This window comes from Vibrio sp. Isolate24 (genome assembly GCF_022398215.1).
Taxonomy (GTDB): Bacteria; Pseudomonadota; Gammaproteobacteria; order Enterobacterales; family Vibrionaceae; genus Vibrio; species Vibrio coralliilyticus_A.
This window is the reverse complement of the sequence record NZ_JAKEUU010000002.1, coordinates 276367-296256: the sequence shown is the minus strand read 5'-3', so window position 1 is coordinate 296256 and position 19890 is coordinate 276367. Positions and strand designations below refer to the sequence as shown.

The 19890-nt window shown below is 44.7% G+C and carries 11 protein-coding genes; 4 read left to right on the top strand and 7 right to left on the bottom strand.

Going from position 1 to position 19890, the window contains the following annotated elements; genetic code table 11:
• Positions 1–15: 15 nt before the first annotated feature.
• Both oppB and L1D23_RS09585 read right to left on the bottom strand, forming a co-directional pair.
• Entirely contained in the window at positions 16–936 is a 921-nt protein-coding gene (oppB, locus tag L1D23_RS09590; RefSeq protein WP_239865850.1) for an oligopeptide ABC transporter permease OppB, read from the bottom strand.
• 138 nt (positions 937–1074) lie between these two features.
• The gene (locus L1D23_RS09585; protein WP_239865848.1) at positions 1075–2703 is read right to left on the bottom strand and encodes an ABC transporter substrate-binding protein; all 1629 of its coding nucleotides are present in this window, start codon (positions 2701–2703) and stop codon (positions 1075–1077) included.
• A gap of 625 nt (positions 2704–3328) precedes the next feature.
• Here L1D23_RS09585 and L1D23_RS09580 point away from each other — a divergent pair.
• Together L1D23_RS09580 and L1D23_RS09575 are read left to right on the top strand one after the other, a co-directional pair.
• Positions 3329–5605, top strand: a complete 2277-nt coding sequence (locus L1D23_RS09580) for an Ig-like domain-containing protein (RefSeq protein ID WP_239865846.1) — start codon at positions 3329–3331, stop codon at positions 5603–5605.
• A gap of 3 nt (positions 5606–5608) precedes the next feature.
• Entirely contained in the window at positions 5609–6805 is a 1197-nt protein-coding gene (locus tag L1D23_RS09575; RefSeq protein WP_239865844.1) for an outer membrane protein transport protein, read from the top strand.
• Between the two features lie 68 nt (positions 6806–6873).
• Here the strand turns inward: L1D23_RS09575 and L1D23_RS09570 are convergent, their stop codons facing one another.
• The 5 genes from L1D23_RS09570 to L1D23_RS09550 form a co-directional block, all read right to left on the bottom strand.
• Positions 6874–8547, bottom strand: coding sequence for a pyridoxal-dependent decarboxylase (locus L1D23_RS09570; RefSeq protein ID WP_239865842.1), 1674 nt, complete (start codon positions 8545–8547; stop codon positions 6874–6876).
• 27 nt (positions 8548–8574) lie between these two features.
• Entirely contained in the window at positions 8575–10470 is a 1896-nt protein-coding gene (locus L1D23_RS09565; RefSeq protein WP_239865837.1) for a methyl-accepting chemotaxis protein, read from the bottom strand.
• A gap of 330 nt (positions 10471–10800) precedes the next feature.
• Positions 10801–12288, bottom strand: a complete 1488-nt coding sequence (locus L1D23_RS09560; protein WP_239866761.1) for a M28 family metallopeptidase — start codon at positions 12286–12288, stop codon at positions 10801–10803.
• A 190-nt stretch (positions 12289–12478) separates the two neighbouring features.
• Positions 12479–13921, bottom strand: coding sequence for a serine protease (locus L1D23_RS09555; RefSeq protein ID WP_239865835.1), 1443 nt, complete (start codon positions 13919–13921; stop codon positions 12479–12481).
• Between the two features lie 178 nt (positions 13922–14099).
• Entirely contained in the window at positions 14100–15983 is a 1884-nt protein-coding gene (locus tag L1D23_RS09550; protein WP_239865833.1) for a methyl-accepting chemotaxis protein, read from the bottom strand.
• A 436-nt stretch (positions 15984–16419) separates the two neighbouring features.
• On the opposite strand from L1D23_RS09550, the gene L1D23_RS09545 reads away from it, so the two are divergent.
• Both L1D23_RS09545 and L1D23_RS09540 read left to right on the top strand, forming a co-directional pair.
• Positions 16420–17601 (top strand): lytic polysaccharide monooxygenase, encoded by a 1182-nt coding sequence (locus L1D23_RS09545; protein WP_239865832.1) that lies wholly within the window; start codon positions 16420–16422, stop codon positions 17599–17601.
• A 242-nt stretch (positions 17602–17843) separates the two neighbouring features.
• Positions 17844–19886 carry an NHL repeat-containing protein gene (locus L1D23_RS09540; protein WP_239865831.1) on the top strand — a complete coding sequence of 681 codons (2043 nt, stop codon included), beginning with the start codon at positions 17844–17846 and terminating at the stop codon, positions 19884–19886.
• The last annotated feature ends 4 nt before the right edge of the window (positions 19887–19890 follow it).

The window sequence follows — 19890 nt, the reverse complement described above, 5'->3', positions numbered from 1 at the left end:
AACCAAACGTCCCTGTTAGTAGCGAATTTTCGGGTCAATCATTGCAAGTAGGATGTCTACAATCGCATTAAATAGAATGAATAAGAAACCAATCAGAATGGTTACCCCCATTACTAGCGAGTAGTCACGGTTAAATGCAGCGTTAACAAATAGCTTACCTATACCTGGTAGACCAAAGATGGTTTCGATAACAACTGAACCTGTGATGATACCTACAAATGCAGGACCCATGTATGAAACAACAGGAAGAAGCGCTGGCTTAAGTGCATGCTTGATGATGATGTAACGGTAACTTAGACCTTTCGCGCGAGCGGTACGGATAAAGTTACTGTTTAAGGTTTCAATCATCGAACCACGAGTGATACGTGCAAACGTAGCAACATAAAGCAGTGACATACCAATAACTGGTAGCACTAAATACTTCAAGCTTCCATCTTGCCAACCACCAGCGGGAAATATGTTCCAATGTAGCGAGAAGAGATAGATAAGTGCAGGAGCCAATACAAATGAAGGCATTACTACACCTAACATGGCAGTGGACATTATGGTGTAGTCAACCCAAGTATTCTGCTTCAAAGCTGCAATCGTACCTATACTGACACCCATGATTACTGTAAATATAAATGCGATGAAACCAACTTTCGCTGATACAGGCAGTGCCACTGAAATCAATTCATTTACTGAATAGTCTAAGTATTTGAATGAAGGGCCAAAATCACCTCGGATAACGTTAGTTAAGTACGTGGTGTATTGCTCAAATACTGGCTTATCTAGCCCATATTTAGCTTCGATATTCGCCATAACTTCTGGCGGTAATGGACGTTCGCTAGAGAATGGGTTACCAGGAGCGAAACGCATAAGAAAGAAAGATACAGTGATCAAAACCAGCATGGTTGGGATCGCCTCAAATATCCTTTTCGCGATGAATTTAAGCATAAACTCACTCTTTCAGTCTGTGACGGTTAAAAGTTAATGAAGGAATCAATCAAATTTCTACGAATTTAGATTGAATAAAGGCACTGCATGTCATCAATAACATGCAGGCCAATATTTTATCGTTCTATCAAGTAAGGGTTACTTGATGATGTATAGATCTTTAGAATAGATTTTCTCTTCAGGGTTGTTTGCTGGGAAGCCTCCAACCTTTGGAGAAAGCAGACGTGGTTTCACGTACTGGTAGATAGGTGCGATAGGCATGTCTTTAGCTAAAAGTTTCTCTGCATCTAGGTAAAGAGCTTCACGCTCAGATTCTGAAGTCGACTTCAGCGCTTTATCGATGATTTCATCGTAGGCTTTGCTGTCGTAATGAACACCACCAGTGGTGTTATTACTCTTCATTAGCGTTAGGAATGACGTCGCTTCGTTATAGTCACCACACCATCCAGCTCGCGCTACCTCGAAATCACCAGAATCTTTAGTAGATAAGTAAGTTTTCCACTCTTGGTTTTCAAGAGTAACATCAAGCCCTAATGTTTTCTTCCACATAGAACCTAGCGCTACAGCAATTTTCTTGTGGTTTTCCGATGTGTTGTACAGAAGGTTGAATTTCAGCGGATTATCTTTTCCATAGCCCGCTTCTTCAAGAAGGCGAGCAGCTTCTGCGTTACGCTCTTTCTGAGACATTTGACCATAGGCAGGCATTTCTGGATTAAAGCCAGCAGTGATCTCTGGTGTTAAGAAATAAGCAGGCTTCTGGCCTTGAGCAAGAATCGCATCTGTCACAATGCTGCGATCAATCGCATAAGAAATCGCTTTACGAACACGGACATCATCAAACGGTTTTTTCTTAGTATTGAAGAGGTAGTAATATGTACACAAGTTGCCTGTTACTGATACTTCTTCTGGATGCTCTTTTTTAAGACGTTTAAAGTGCTCGATAGGTAGCTCGTAAGAGATATCGATTTCACCAGCTAGGAAGCGGTTCATTTCCGCTACTTGGTTTTCGATTGGTAGGAATGTCACTTTATTAAGAACTGTTTTCTCATTGTCCCAATAGTTTTCGTTGCGTTTAAGTACCAAACGCTCATTGACAACCCACTTATCTACAACAAATGCACCGTTACCAACAAAGTGCTCTGGCTTAGTCCACTGATCACCATACTTCTCAACCGTTGCTTGGTGAACAGGCTTAACCGTTGTATGGCCCATCATCATTACAAAGTAAGGCACTGCAGTTTCTAGTTCAACAACCAGAGTATGATCATCCACTGCTTTGACGCCAAGTTCGCTCTTGTCTTTCTTACCAGCAACAATATCTTTTGCATTTACCATCTTGGTGTATTCCATGTACCAAGAGTATGGTGAAGCTGTTGCAGGATCAACCGCACGCTGGAAACTGTATACGAAGTCACCAGCCGTTACCGGGTCACCGTTAGACCATTTCGCATCTTTACGTAGGTGGAAAGTAAATGTTTTGTTGTCCGTAGTTTCCCAAGACTCTGCAACACCCGGAACAGTATTACCATCTGCGTCTTGATTCACTAAGCCTTCTAACAAATCACGAATAACGTGAGATTCAGGTACACCTTGAGATTTATGAGGATCGATCGTCGCAACCTCAGTACCGTTACCTCGAACTAGTTCTTGTTTTTCAGCTAACTGAGTTCCTGCAGGAACATCTGCAGCGAGTGTTGCGGTAGAAGTAGCGGCGACAGCCAGACCTGCACCTAGAAGAAGGGCTTGAGTGATTTTGTTCTTATACATGAGTAAAACTCCAAGTTTTTCATTTGCATCCATGACGTCTTCATAAGGCCACTAGAACGGACAGTGATTTAGATCTGTTTAGTGCAAAAATTAAGCACAAAAATCTAAAGCCCTATAAAGATTGCAGCACACATTATCAATCATCGGTGTAATTTGCCATAAAAATGTAGCGAAAAATCGTTTAATTCTCCGACCAGTGCAACATTTTGGTAAAAAACACTACTGAAAAAAGGATTCCCAGTTTATTAGAATAAGAAATTATTCAGACTTAGATTGAAATGCCAATTAATCTAATAAGACACCTGTTTTTAGCATCTTATTCTAAAGATTGTGCAAAAGTTTTAACAAAAGTTATGTAAGCAAGCTAACATTTAACTACTTTCGTCTTACCAAAATAGCATTCTGTGAAGTTAATCACTCTGTTGCACAAGATATATGCTCCGCTCCACACTTAGACACCCTTCTCGACCCATACATTTTTTAACATCTCAATAACAATGGTTAAGTTTATAAAAAATAAGTATTTTTAGGTTTTTATTAGCTTTTTTTAAGCTTAATCATTTGTGAGAGAGCCGTATGAGCATTCATATACCGCTACCCCCACAACTGTATAGGCACCTCTATTATGAGAAAGCTCAATATACTAGCTATCTCACTATCTGCCGCATTTATGCTCGCTGGCTGCGATGGTGAAGAAAGCACGACAGAAAACATTGCGGTACAAGTTCCATTTTCCTCTAACAGCATCCCAATGCCGAACGATGGCTATGGTTACGATGAGGATGGTACTATCTCCCTACCCAATGAACCTTCCTCTATTCAAAATTACTCAACGCGCGAAGAGTACGAGGCCTACTACCAAAGTTTTGAAACCAGCTTTGCTGCAGTTGACGGTTGGGGACTCTGTGTGGAACCTATCGAGATCCCACTGGATAGCGTAAATTCGGGTCAAGTACCTGCTATAGACCCATCGTCGCTAGTAGGTAACGTACTGCTACTGGATAGTTCAGGAAATGAAATTGACGGTACCAAGCTGACAAGTGATGGTCGCCAGTTAACTATCCAGTGTAGTGCCGCCCTGCAACCTGGTACTTCCTACTACCTTGCTGTCACAAATGGCGTAAAAACCACTCAAGGCACGCCATTACAGCCTTCAAGCGGATTCACTCAACTACTTAATACATCTCCAAATGAATTAGATGAGCACGAACAATGGCTACAAAGCACCACTCAAGAGGCTGTCGATGTTTACCACACAACTGCTAACCCACACAGCCTCGTTTATGCCGCTAAGTTTACGACCCAAAATAGTTACGCCATTATTGACACCATAGTGGAACAAACTCGTACAAGTGTCCCAGCTCCAAGGGTTGATATGAGTTTGAGTACCGAAGATCACAAGATCGATAGAAAAAAGGGATGGGTGATAGTCTCCACTAAACTCACCACTAATAATTATTTACCCTTCACACAAGAAATTGCAGATAGTGAAGGCTGTACTTTAGACCGCTTCGACCCTATTGCAAGCTGCCCTTCTATGTATCGCTGGATGACCGGTGAGAATGGGGAAGCACTAACCAAGAAAGGGTTTGAAGAAAACGATACGAAAATCCAAGTTTACAACGATTCTTCAACTTTAATTGACGTCGACTTTTACTTACCGAAGAATGACGATACCAATACCCCAGACAAAGCTGCGTCATTCATTGAAGATCTCACTAACCCTGTAGTTATCTTTAATCATGGTATTACCGCGGATAGAACATCGGCAGAGTTGATGGCGAAGAAGTACACGGATAACGGGTATATCGTTGCTGCTATCGATATGCCTTACCATGGCAGTCGAATTGTAAATGACTCAAACGGTCTCCCGATTAGCGCCGCAATAGACAAGTCTTACTTTATTAATATTTCTTCACCGCTAGCGTTAAGAGCGAACTTACATCAAGCCGTCAGTGACTTTATTGGGCTGAGATGGGCCCTAAATTTTGGTCACCCAGACCAAGACCGAGAAGTACATCTCGTCGGCCACTCATTGGGCGGTATTATGTCAGTGATGACGACTGAAGCCACCTTTAGTCCAGATGGGACAACTGCCCCTTCAGAGGTCATCGAAGGCCTAGGATTAAAAACGTCCACTTTCGCCGTACCTGGTCAAGGTTTAGTTAACGTCACTTTATCTTCATTAACACTAGGGCCAGAGATGGAACAATCCGTCAAGAAGTCCCCGGATGTTCAACGTGGCATTGCAGAAACCTTGCTGCCTAATTTATGTCAGCCTGAAAACAGCAACCAAGAATGTATTGAAGCGCTTGAAGCAAACTCTGATGCACTAGCAGATAGTATCACTATGTTAGAAGACGAGATTTATGCTGCCGTCATTCCAATCCTCCGTCAGGGTGTTCAACAGACCATTGACAGTTCAGACCCAGCGGGTAAAGTCTCTCGCCAACGCGAAGCTAAACAACCAACATTACTGATTGAAGCAAAAGGCACCTGTCGAGGTACTTGTGAGATAGGGGACTACATGCCTGACACTGTGGTACCTAATTCAGCAGACAATAATACGATGACCGGCACAGAACCTTTGATTCGTGCTCTTGGATTGGAGCCTATTTTGGAGACGGCAAACGATCCAAATGGACTTAGAGGAGTAATCAGAGCAACTGTTGGTGGGCACGGCACATACCTCTTCCCTTATGAGGGGCCAATGGATGAAACTGGACTGCCTTCAATCTCTGAACTGGGTGCAGTGGAAGCCTCTCGTCAAACCCAACAAGATGCGGTTTTGGAAATGATCCAGACAAAAGGTGAAGATATCACTCTAGACGCAACTGATAATGAGAACATTATTGATACTAATGACTTTGATGATATAGCCCACAGTGAAGAGGTAAATTAATCCATGAAAAAGATCGTAATCTACACATTACCTCTCGTTGCTCTGCAAAGCCACGCAGCAGGCTTTCAGCTTAACGCCCAGTCAGCGACTGGCTTAGGGCGTGCCTATGCCGGCGATGCCATTATTGCCGACAACGCTTCTGTTGTATCAAAAAACGCAGCAGCCATGAGCTTGATCGACAAGCCAATGTTTTCAGTCGGTGCAGTGAATATCGCCAGCCAAGTAGATTTCAGCAATATTCGCTACACGCCACCAAGCTCAACAACCCAAGTTATTGACGATACAGGACTCGATAACAGCACCTTGGTGCCTAACGCTCACCTTGTATACCCACTTGAGGGAACAAAGTGGACGCTAGGCGCGACGGTTCACTCAAACTTTGGTACCGACGTTGAATTTGAAGATAGCTTTGAAGCTCCGATCTTTGGTGGAAAAACTTACCTTAGCAGCATCAATGCTGGCTTTTCTGCGGCCTACCAGTTAAATGAAGCTTGGTCTCTTGGTGGTGGCATCGATATTATTTACGGTGAGGGCGAGATATCTCGGACACCTAATAGTGCTAACCCACTTCGGATTGATGCAGACGGCGTAGGACTTGGTTTTAACCTAGGTGTTGCCTATGTTGTCGATGAAAACAACCGATTTGGACTGTCGTACCGATACAGCCCTGAGCTAACAGCCGAAGGCGATGTCTACGCTTGGGAACAAGGTAAGACTGATAGTGTTGATATTCCTCTTCCAGATATCGTTGAGTTCTCCGGCTATCACAAACTCAATGCTAAGTGGGCCGCACACTACAGCCTACAGTATGTTGCTTGGTCTGAGTTTGATAAGCTGACTTCGGAAAACTACAGTACATCGATTAAAGATTATGAATGGAAGAATGCAGGTCATGTTTCTGTTGGTGTAACACACTATCTAAACAAAGAGATTGAGTTACGAGCAGGTTATATGTATGACCTTTCACCTGTCGACCAAATCAGTTCACTGTCTATTCCTGACACAGACCGACACTGGTTTACCTTTGGTGGCTCATACGCAGCAACGGATCAACTCACCTTAGACTTATCCATTGGTTATCTGAAAGGCGAACAAGCAGCAATCAATGAATCGCAAACCATTGTTGACGAATACAACATCGAGGCAACGGTGAATGCCAGCGCTTGGTTATTTGGCGCACAACTAAACTACTCGTTCTAGATTGCGAGTTGTGAACAATCAAAGCCAGCATCTCTGCTGGCTTTTCTGAACTAAAAGTCAGCACCGCCCTAGCTAATCAAATAATCTGCAAACTCATCAATATGACATCGCTTGGTGTACGGGTTCAAAAACACGGCTTTTTCTCCCGGCAGTGGCAAACAATTCCCTAGTAAGTCGTAGTCGGTATGAGTGATGGACTCTACCCAATTAGTATTAAGCCCCTGCCTTTGCCGCTTAAGAAAGTGATTTCGATGATAAAACGTGTTCTTAACCAGATCATCGACCGTAGCATCACCTTGCTTGATGGACAGTTCTTTCTCATGAAGGTGCAACACTGAAACCGTGTCTTTAGGATAAAGTCGAAACGCGACAGATGGACCATGGTTACCTTCACACACCGCCTTACATCCGGGTATTTCGCTCAGTCTCAGGCGAAAATAATTAGCGTTTTGTAGCCCATGTGCTAGCACAACCTGATAACCTTCTTTACCAAGGAACTGCAACGCAGAGTAGGCAGAAAAAACACCGACCGCACCGCGCGAACACTCGATAGTTGATTGCAAATGCGTCTTTTGTTTAAGCTGAGATTCGAAGTAAGAAAAGTAGCTTGGCTCTTGTCTCAAGTCTTCAAAATCTTTCTTGTCTCGGACCATTAACAAGCTCGAGGTATAAGGCGCGTAGCCCCACTTTTGAAAATCAACGGTAAATGAATCGGCCTCTTTCAGACCAGCCATCATCTTCTTTAGGTAGCGTACGCTGGTTAAAGTGGCGTTATTAATGGAGAGTGGATTGTCTTGAGTGTCGTAATCCAGAAAAAACAATAAGCTCCAGCCTACCGCGGCATCGACGTGAATGTGAGGTTTACGAGTCATTTCGTATTTGCGAGACAAGCGCTCAGACAAGTCACGTACTCGTTTTACATCATCAATCGCGAATGTATCAGTAGTGCCGCAAGTCAGCATTATGGTTGGAACGACGACCCCTTGCTTGAAACAAGTCTCTAATTGACACTCCAAATCATCAAGACAAATCTGATTATTTCGATTAATACGTACCCGAATAACCTGTCTTTCAAGGTCAAGTCCTAAAAGGGACAAGTTGGTCATATTTGAGTAGTGCCCCGATTCAGAGTTGACCATACAAAATCGCCGCCCCGCCACTCCTTGTGATTTCGACTTTGGGAATGATTTACGTAACCCAAACAGGTACCCATAAAGATTGCAAAAGGTGCCACCCTGAGTAAATAGGCCTCCAGCAATTTGCGGATCGTACCCAACTAATCGGGCAATCTGACGTACGACCATTTTCTCTAGCTCTACAGCCATACCCGCATACTCGCTGTAGACTAAGTTTGGGTTTTTCAATGTCGCCAACATCGCCCCATGAATTGCAGGGTCACAAGGTGTCGAGATAACATTCTCAACCGACGTTGGATCTTGCCAATCTTTGCAGTGATGGGCAGCAAACAAAGCTAATGGATCAAATGCCTCTGCAGGCGCATGCATCCGCTCTGGAATATCGTCACGCTCACGCAGAGCTTTTTCCAATTGACGATAATCTTGGGTGGAAAAAGGTGATTTTCTACTGGCAAGCATACTTACCTCAGGGGAGGCAAATAGGGGCCATAACCGCTTATCACGACTAAAAAAACGGCGAATCACCTCATTATATTTCTTCACATAATGGGGGGATAACGCATTCGCTTTTAAGCCATCTTTTTCGAGTGTTGCAGTATGGTTCATACCTCATCTCCTAGTGGCTTAAAAGAGTCATTTTAATTTGAAGTTGGCGACTAACCTTTCTAACTCATGGTTGGACTCACTGAGAGATTCTGTCGCAGCAACGGTTTGCTGACCACTGCTCACTAACGATTCAACAATCTCTCTGATGGATAACATGTTGCGACTCAACTCTTCAGCAACCGTACTTTGCTCTTCCGTCGCCGCCGATATCTGAGTGCTGACATCGTCAATTTCTTTCACCGAAACACTCATCATGCCAAGACTTTCTGACACTTCTGACGTTTTCTCTGCCGTAGATTGGCACTGCTCTTTCGTCGCTTCCATCGCACGAACCACACTTTCAGTGCCATCAAGAAGTTGGCTCAACATGTCAGAGATTTCGGTCGTGCTGTTTTGTGTTCTGGCAGCAAGCGCTCTGACTTCATCTGCAACGACAGCAAAGCCCCGGCCTTGCTCACCTGCACGTGCCGCCTCAATAGCAGCATTCAGCGCCAGCAAATTCGTTTGCTCGGATATTTCACCAATGACGGTCAGAACCTCACTGATGCGATTAGCGTCTTGCTTCATACTGACAATTCGGCCAGACATATCATCAACTTCAGTGACCAACGCACTGACGGTCGATACTGCGGTATTAACAATACCTAGTGACGATTGCGCCTCACCACTCGCCGCTTCAGTAATTCTATTGGATTGATGAACATTTTCAGCCACTGTCCGTGCGCTCTCACTCATTTCAGTAATCGCGGTGACCACTTGCTCAGTTTCGCTCGAATGGTTCAAAAGTTTCGATTCATTCTCTTTTGCGGTTTGACCGAGTTGGACAAGGCTGGAAGAAATGCTTTGACTCGCTTGTGAAATTTGCAACATCATCTGCTGTAGGTTTTCGACAAACTGATTAAAACCTTGGCTGATTTCTCCTAAGTCATCATTACTGCTGACTTCAAGGCGTTGAGTTAAATCCCCGTTGCCTTGTGACAAGTCTAGAACTGCAGATTTTAAACCTAGCAACGGCTTATATGCGTAGTGAAGAATAACAAAGATGGCACCAAAGCTGACAAGGAAAAGCAAAAAGCCTGTAATGATCGCTTCTTGTTCCGCTTGGTCAACATGGGCCAAGGCGGTGGCTTGATCAACAAACACCATTAATGTCCAGTACATATTGTCAGTGAGATTCACCCGCTGAAAATAGCCATCAAATTGAATACCAAGGTATGGAAAGGTCAAGTGCCCCGCTTGTCTTGAGCTAAACATCCGCTCCATTTCAATAAAGTTCGGGCTCACCTGCGATGGTGTACGACCAATATCATTAGGGTCATCACTAGCAAAAAACACGGCATTTTGATCAGTGAGTGTCGCGGCACCACCAGCAAAACGCATATCACTAACTGTTCGGATGATCTCGCCGAGCTGAATATCACCCAGTAACACCCCCACAACTCTGCCACCTTGTTTAACAGGCATGGTCGCACTCACCACCTTTTCACCAGTGACTTTGTCTTGGTAAATATCTGTCAGTGCCACTGAGGAAGCTACTTTTGCCGCTTTGTACCAATCACGAGTTCTGAAGTCGAATTGATTGCTACTCTCGACAGACATATAGTTACGTCCATCTTCATAGGTCATGATGACATTAGAAATCCCTGCGCTTTTGGCAAGTAGATTAACCATTTTCAGATTATCAGCATCAGATAAGCTAGGGTCGAATTGCTCTGCACCGGTGGCAATAGCATTGATACGGAACTGCATCAACTGCTCAAGTTCAGTCACATGAAAACTCAGCTTGTTTCGAGTCTCATTTATCAACGACGTGACCATTTTTTCTTTCATAGATAGGATGTTCAGCGTGCCAAGAACAATCAAAGAGATGGTCACCAGCAAACCGACACCGAGATAGATACGCGTTTTAAAACCTATATTCATTACGCCTCCTCACTTCATGAACGAGCGATAAAAAGAACGTAAGGATGAATTCCGGTCTGCATTTTAATTTGTATATAGGTTGCTGAACAATTATCAGCAAATCGTGAGCTTGTGCCCACATCAAACCGTCTATACACCCAGCCAACACAATTACCTTAGCTTGATATCACAAATATATGCAACAATTATTATATAAATTTATTATCCTTAGAAAGGAAAAAGCGATGAGAAAATCGGGGAAGTCTATATTCTTTATGCTTTAATTCAGCGGCTTAAACAATATGAAAGCTAGGTAAGATGGCCCTATAAAGAGCCATCAATAATTCGCTCTTAGCGTGTGGAAGCTTCAAGCGTGACACCGTTAAACGAAGAGTATCCGTTTAGCAAAACATGGTAAGTACCCGGTGTGGCATTACTGAATGTACAAGTCTCGCTATTTCCATAACGGTATGGTCGGCAGTCCCAATTCTGCTTACTGGCTTCCGAACCGAACTTAACGTAAAGATCCACATCACCTGAGCCACCCGATGTTTTAACCTCAAGTGTTTTTGAAGAGGTTAGTTCAAAACGGTAGGCAAGCTCACTACCTGCCGATCCAGAGACTCCCGTCACTGGCACACTATCTTGTAGTACATTATCAACAGGTGGTGTATCCCCAGAGGCATTCCCCATCTCCACTGCGTAAGCAAGACCAAGCTTAGTAAATTTGGTTGCATGAGCACCAGTGGGGTCCGAATTCTCTAAGGTATCCTGAGAGGTGTGAATCTTAGGGTTATAGTCATTAAACTTTGACTCAAAAGGCATCGCAGCAGAATACCCAGCATTGTGCCATGAGGCATGGTCAGAACACGCATAACCACAACGATCATAACCATAACTCAACGCTGGTAGGTATTCGTCAAGCAGGCTAGCTAAAAACTGCGTTAGGCTGCTGTCGGTGTAATCAGTGATGAAGACGATATCTTGTGCAGAGCCTTGATAGTTGGTCATATCCAACTGAAGGGCAGACACCACATTTTTGCCCTGAGATTTGTAGGAGTTGGCAATATCCTGAGAGCCACGTAGCCCTACTTCTTCGGCGGCATAAGCCATAAAGGCCATCGAGCGTTTAGGCTTGAAGTTGTTCTCAGCCAGAACACGAATTATCTCAGTCACACTTGCGATGCCCGACGCATCATCGTCAGCACCGGGGGCAATTGTGTGTTCATCCGTTCGTGAGCCAATAGTGGAATCTAGATGACCACCAATCACAACCCATTCATCAGGGCTTTCTGAACCCTGAATCGTCAAGATCACAGATTTCTGGTTGTAACCTGAGTGAGAAAACTGCTCAACACTGGCATTAGACAGGCCAGAAACCAAGGAACGCCACTCGCTGGCTATCCAATCAGACGCTTGAGCACCAGAAGTGGTGGTGTAAAAACGGTTGTTGAAGCTCGTCAGCGAAGTGATAGTGCCAGTAATCTGCGCAGGATCAACTTGCGGTAACCAAGCATTGACTGTTGCTTGCTGGGAAATGTCAGGGATTGAGAAACTATTAAGGGACAATGGCATAGCGCTCGCCGCCATTGCACTCTGAGCGGAAGAGTGAACCATATAGCCACCACAGCGATGATGCTCTTCATGCATATTGTGAGACAATTCTGCCAGTTCCGTTTCATCAACCTGCCCGATCCAAACACTCCCACTACTAGCCAGTGAATTCGGCAGCACAGCTTGTGCCCCTGATTTCGCTACTGTTTTGGATGCATCAGCACCGATTGATATCCATACTTTGTCTTCTGCGTGTGCATTTATGAAAGCCGTGGAAAGCGCCATAGCCAAAAGCGTTTTAGTGTAGTTCATTATCTCCTCCATGGAGTTTTATAAAATCACCAAAACTTAGGATATTTATTTACATTTTGAGAATTATTCGTTTCACATCAAGTCGTAACAATAAGTTGTCATCTTTATATCAATACCAAGAATAGTTAATAAGGGCACCGAAGTGCCCTAAGCTTGACTCAGACTATTTTGCCGTTACAGACAAGGTAACACCTGAAAAATTGCTGTACGCATTGATCATGATGTAAAGATCTTCACTCGCATCCACTGCATCACACGACTCCGTATTACCAGAGCGATATGGTCTGCAGTCGTAGGCACTTCTGGTTGGTTGAAGTCCTGAACGAACATACAGATCAGCATCACCCGATCCCGATGCAATAGACACCGTGACGTCAGAGGTGCGTTTATCTGAGCGAAGGACATACATTTTCTGTTCACCTTTCGTGAGCGTAATACCAGACAACGGTGTATCTAGACTCAGCTCGGTGATATCACTTCCTGGTTGTTCAACCATGCCATCGGGCAGAGTGTTGTTAAAATGGCTCGCCACTTTTGGCCAGATTTTACTGATTTTAACCCCTTGGTTTTCACAGCCACCAAAGTGATGCAGCGCAATGGCTTTGTTGCTGCTGGTTTTGAGTACTGGCGAACCTGAAGAGCCGCCAATAGTGTCACAGAAGTAACCTGTATCGGTGTTCACTCCACGGCCATTGGCTGAGGCAACATCAATTTGACACAGTCCGGAGCCATTTTGGTCGCTTTCAATCGCGAGCTCTTTCGGGTTACCCGATCCATGTTGTGGTATATAAATACCATCTCCATAGGTCGGCTCAGACGCATCCAGACCTAGATAACCAAACGAGGCGATTTTGGCGAAGTCATCAACAGTAAAAAGCGTGTAGTCCAGCTCATAATCTGTGCTGAGCATTTGGTCACCCATCACTTTGACGGTCGTCGACATTGACCCGTTACACGTTGAGCGTTGGTAGTTAAACCAAACTTCGGTGTTTTTCAGCTCGGTTTCGCTCTCAACACAGTGGTTATTGGTAAACATGCGGTTGTCCGGGCCTACACGCCATGCGGTACATAGACTGCGACCATTGATCAGCAATCGCGCTACTGGCGTTGTCCATGCGACTTTCTCTGGATGTGAATCTTCCCAACACGCCACATCTTTTCGCTCGTTTACCCCACAGGTGGAAAGCGTCGATATCTCCTGATCCGCCGTATCTTTACCTGCCATGTAATAATCGAGCTCAAGCTGTCCTTGCTGGCCTTTGGCATTCGCAATCAGTTCGATAACAAGTGCATCGCCTGAGATAGATTGTGCGAACCAATCTAGCTGACTGTCGGTGTACTCAACCACCTCATCCGTCGTGGCGGATTTAACACGTAAAATAGCCCCTTTTGGCAGTGAAAGTTGTTTGAAGTGCAACTTGATGAACGCAGCCCCTTGATGTTTCACTACTTGACTCAGATGTTGACCCGAAATACCGGTCAGCTCTGCATCTGACAGTGTGAATTTCACTTCATCAGCAATGACAGGCAACGCTGTGTCTGCCATCGCGACTGGAGTGATAAGACATGCAATAGCCAACCCAACGTTGCATAAATTTGTCTTCATTGTTTTTTCCTTTTTGGTTTATTTGTGTTGTCCCAAAAACAAACATATGCGGAAAAAACAAATAAGCAATCAATTGCATAATTGCTTTTGAGTAAAGAAAATTGAACAGGTCGCTTTATTAAGGTGAATAAAAAGGCACTCGAAGAGTGCCTTTATCTGGATATAATTTATTGAAATATCAGAGTTTAAATGTCGAAACCTTAGCCATTAATTCGCCAGAAAGTCCCTTCACTGTGCCCGCTTCCTGCGAGCTTTCCTGAGCACTATGAACTAACTGATCAGCGACATCTTTGATCGAGGTGATATTTTGTGTGATTTCATTAGTTACATGGGTTTGCTCTTCAGCCGCTGTCGCGATTTGTGTCGCCATGTCACTAATGGTTTGAACGGCAGTATTAATCTCTTCCAATGCCACACTCGCCTTGTCCGCATCTTCCACAGAATGCGTCGCCAGAGCGGAACTGTTTTCCATCAACTTAACGGCATTACCGGTAGTAACTTGCAGCGTATCGATCGTCGCTTTTATTTCTTCAGTTGAATCATGAGTACGCTGAGAAAGCACTCGAACTTCATCAGCAACAACCGCGAAGCCTCGTCCTTGTTCACCTGCACGCGCAGCCTCAATCGCTGCATTCAGTGCCAGCAAGTTGGTTTGCTCAGCAATACCTTGAATCGTCGCCAGAACGGTTGAAATATCCTGAGAGTGGCGGTTTAATTCTCCAACTACATTGCTTGCTTCTTGCAGCTCGTTGGCGAGACGGTTAATGGAGTTTTTGTTTTCCAGAACAACAGCACGGCCATTTTCGGTGTTTTTCGCCGAACCTTGCGCAGAGTGCGCGGTTTGCTCAGCATGAGAAGCAATTTCAGCAGTTGCAGAGGCCATCTCTGTTACCGCTGTTGCCACCATAGTAATTTCCTGCTGCTGATGGTTTATCTCATCCACATTACGGTTTGCACGTTGGTTACTAACTTCCGATTGCTGAGATAATTGCTGGGACTGCTCTCGTATATGAGCAATCAACTGATGCATACTACCGACAAAGGTGTTGAAGTTATTAGCAAGCTGACCCACTTCATCATTACTATCAACTTCTAGTCTCTGAGTAAGATCACCACTACCATGTGCGATTTGTTCTAGCGCATTGGAGACATTGGTCAATGGGCGGAACAAAATGCCACACAACATATTGAACAAGAAGGTACAGACAATCACCACAAGAACAGTTACAGCGATTTGCCCCCACACTGCACTGTAGAGAGGAGCCACTAAGGATTCACGATTCAACACAGTAACAGTGATGAGCGGAGTCCCTTGAATCGGTGCTGCATACACGACACTTAGCTCGCCATTAACATCCGTATAAACAACACTGCCTGAACTCATCGCCTGCTGAATCACACCGAAGTCTAGTCCAAGTTGTTGTACAGGCTGATTAAGCAGTTTTGTATCTCGGTGTGTGAAAACGTTACCTTGTTGGTTGGCGATAAACATGTAACCTTCACCGGGAAGGATGACTTTATCTAGCCCTGAGATAATGTCGGTAATTTCAACATCCGCCCCCAACACAACGTTTTCGCCACCTAGACTGACCACGCTACCTAAAGAGACCACATTTGCACCTGTCGCTGCCGCTACCGTTGGGTTGTCCATGAAAACCTTGGATGGGTTCTTCATCGCATTGATGTACCACCCCCATTTACGCGGATCGTCATTACCCGGCGGTAAAACGACACCATTAGCGTTATCCTGAGAACCGTCGGGATAAGCAAGGAATACATTATCTAAACCTGCAGAGTTCTTAACTTGCTTGAGGTTACTGACTATCGAATCCATATTGGCATCAGGCACGATTGACGTCAGCGCTCGCTCTTTAGATTCGATCCAATCAGACACATATTGGTTGTAGGAAGCTGTAGAACTTTCTAGTCGCTGAGTCACTTCAATATCTAAACGCTGTAAAGAAGCCCGAAAAGACAATAGCTCTACCAATAAACCGCCAACAATAATGGCAATACTGGCTGACAATGCCAGTTTGTTCTTTAAAGACAAGTTTTTAAACATAGGACAACCTTGTTTGATTATTTTTATCATCATGCAGTACTAAGCTTTAGTTGCTCACCTACACAATTGCAAAGATAACGTACCCGCTTTGAGCCTCCCATTTAAAGAGTCATTCTTTGTATGGTTATCACGGATTTATTTCACACTTTAAAATAAAACAGTCATACGAACTATTTTTATTGGTAAATATCAACTTAATGATGACTTATGAATCTATACCAATAAGAGTAAATAAAATTTTTGAAGTGACTCGAAGGGAAAATTAACAGCCAGCAATACATTACTTATCGATGGGAACAATGTGGCAAATTGACATCAATGCGACGACTTATTAGTCACCTAACACATCAATTTATAAAATCCTTGCTAGGTTGAGATCTCTGATAGCACATCGCTAGTGCTTCCAGATGATCAATAACCATTACAAGGAACGATTATGAAATCTTGTTTGAATGTCAGTTTAGCGACCATGGGCTGCCTGACAGCTCTAGCTTCCATTAATGTTAACGCCCACGGTTGGGTTGAATTCCCAAGTGCACGCCAGAATACCTGCTACCTCGATGGTGGATTTTGGGACGACCAAATTCCCAACGCCGCCTGTCAGGCGGCGTTTGATGAGTCCGGTGCCTACCCTTTTGTACAGCGTAACGAAGTGGCAGCCAATGTAGCAAACTATCGAGACATGGCGCATGTACAGGCTATCGTCAGGGATGGCGCACTGTGTAGTGCTGGTGACAGTGCAAAAGCAGGGCTAGATGTTGCTTCACCACATTGGCAAAAAACAGCATTATCACTGGATTCTAACAATCAGTTTGAATTGGTGTTTAACGCCACCGCTCCACACAACCCATCTTACTGGCAATTTTACCTTAGTAAGCCGGAATACGACGCTAGCCAACCACTAACATGGTCTGATCTGGATCTGGTTGATACTGCAGGTAACCTTGCCGTCGGTTCGGACAAAAAATACAGAATGACAGTTACACTGCCTGCTAACAGAACAGGTGATGCCATCCTATATACCCGCTGGCAACGTGAAGATCCAGCCGGTGAAGGCTTTTATAACTGTAGTGACATTACCTTCAATGGGGATGGCAGCACACCTACCGACCCGACGGATCCAACCGATCCGGGCAATAACCTCTCTGTACTTGGTTACTATGTCCCGCAAGGGTTTGGGCCAGTGGAATCTGGAGATACCGTTCGATTCCGTACCTTTGACCAGTACGGCAGCGAGCAGCACGATATTTCATTGGCGATCGCCGCTAACAATACCAGCGAAGAAATTTGGTCTGCGGAGTTGGCTGGGCAATTTAACAGCCTGACAACGGGCGCTTGGTTTATTGGCATCTGGCATGCTGAAATGAACCACTATATGTATGACTCTTCGAATATCCATGCCAATCAAGTTCACGCTCCAGCCGCAAACTTCAGCTATCAGTTGTCCTTGGTGAAAGGTGATACGCCACCGCCAACGCAACCGGATAATGCTTGGTCTGCCGACAGCACTTATGAGCAAGGTGATGTGGTCACTCATAACGGCCGTTTATGGACAGCACAATGGTGGACACGGGGCGAAGAACCGGGCACTACCGGAGACTGGGGTGTATGGCGCTAGTCTAGCCTCAACATCTGCTTGTGCTAATCCACCCCCCATGATTCCTTGGGGGTTGGATTTTGATAAATCAGGCTCATAAAAGTCAGCATATCCCGCTATCTCAAACGAAAAACTAGAAGTGACACTGAAACGCGGCCAAATAAACAGCGTTCGTTCATATTAGTGGCGACGTGGTACTGTCATTTTTGACTGCTAAAGTTATGTATTGAGTTACATATAACTTATGTCAAAAGGCTAGAACCATGGGAATTGCATATCATACTTATATCGGCAAGCAGGTCACCCAATTGCCGAGCCTCCCCTGCCGCGCGGCAGGGAATGTTTCTCTTAATACGCCAGTAGGCAATTGCATCGATCGCTTCGGCCGCATCTGGCTGGCAGATACCGCACACAATCGTTTGTTGGTGTTTGATAGAAAAATGAAAAAGTTACTCGCCAGTTTTGGTTCAGTGGGAAGTGGCAGCCAACAGTTTAATATGCCTTTTCGCCTTCTTCCTCACCCAGAAAAACCATGGATTTATGTCAGCGACATTGCCAACAAACGCATCCATATCCTTGAATACAATCAAGCGCTAAACATTCGATCCATTCACCGCTTCGGTGCGGGTGAACCCGTTAACCTCGAAGGGCCTAATGGGCTCGCGTTTTATAAAGGGAAACTATGTGTCGCTGATGAGTTTTACGAAGGGCCTGACAACGAGAGTCGTTTAGTCGTGTTTGATGAAAATGGAAACTGGCTAAAGGACATTAATGTTATTAATGCACAGGAGCCGGTGCACTTTCTTTGGCCACAAGGCCTAAGCTGCGATAATAATGGCCACTTATATGTTGCGAATACCGGATTCGCCACGATAGTTCGCTGCGACTGGGATGGCAAGCCAGTCCCCTTTGCCAGCGGAAAAACCTATCTAGAAGGCATTGACCTCGCTCGTGATGTATCAATTATTGATAACCGTATTCTTATACCCGGCGCGAAACCATATTCCATATCGGTCTATGACATCGATGGGCATTTCTCAGGCAGCTTGAATGGACTCTTCTCCCCCATTCAGATCACCAAAATGCATCAGGATACATTACTGATCACTGAGCCTATCTTAGCTTCCGTTCAAATTCACAAAGTTGATTGGGCTGATTTATCTCCTGAGTTGCCGACAACAACCATAGTTGTTGACCAGTTAAGTGATGAGCGAGATCAAAAAGGCCAGCTTCACTTCGTCACTTCAGTGGCAGGTAATACTTCACCCGCCGCTCAAAGTGGATACACCTGCCAATACCCTTTGCTCAATGCATGGTGGGATCAGCACTTCCAGCAACAAGATAAGTGGCTAAACTCGATACACCAACTTGATGCACCGTCTTGGGTATCGATGGCTTTGAGCACACAGCTCGAATGGACGCAAAGATGGCAGCAAACTTGGGTCCGCATCTTCCTTGGCGATCAGTTTAACGATTCTAGTCAACTGCTATGGTTAGTTGATGCAGGTAACTATCAGCTTCAAGCGACTGAATACAATCGTCCAGACACTGCCATGCCAAACAGCTTACCGCTGCTTCCTGGGTCTTTGGGTATCTGCTCTCTTACGCCTGCCATGCCATTAATTGGTCATCTTAACCCCGAACTCCCGTTACTGGTTGTGAGTAACTACATCAGCGGTATTGTCACTATTTATCAATATGACGAGTTCATCGGTGAATTGGTGCCTTTTAGCTATTTTGGCGGTTTAGGCCACGCTGACTGGCAATTGTTTAAACCTCAAGGAATCGCGGTGGATCCAGTCAGCCGAGATATATACGTTGCCGATTCTGGCAATAACCGTATCTGTCGCTGGCGACTGAATGCTCAAGGGATAGCTGGCTTAGTTAGTACATTCGGCCAAAAAGGTCACGGTGACCAAGATTTCTTTACTCCAACAGACATCACCATCACGCCAGACGGGCACAAATACATTACCGATCAGAACAACAACCGAGTCGTCATTTATGACCGTCATGACAAATACATAGGTAGCTTTGGCCAACAAGGTTACGGCACAGACAACGACAACTTCTTGTTGCCGACCAGTATCGATTTTGATGAGGGTAAGCTGTTTGTATCGGATTTAGTCAACCGCGCGATTAAAATCTTCGATCAACAAGGCGAGTTTATCGATAGCTTTAGTGGATTTGGCGCAGATCCAAGCAAAGGCGAACTATGGATGCCCTACCTTCTCCATGCGCACAATCAAACCCTTTACCTACCTGACTGCGCTTTGAATCGCGTCAACGTATATAAAATCAGCTAAGGAG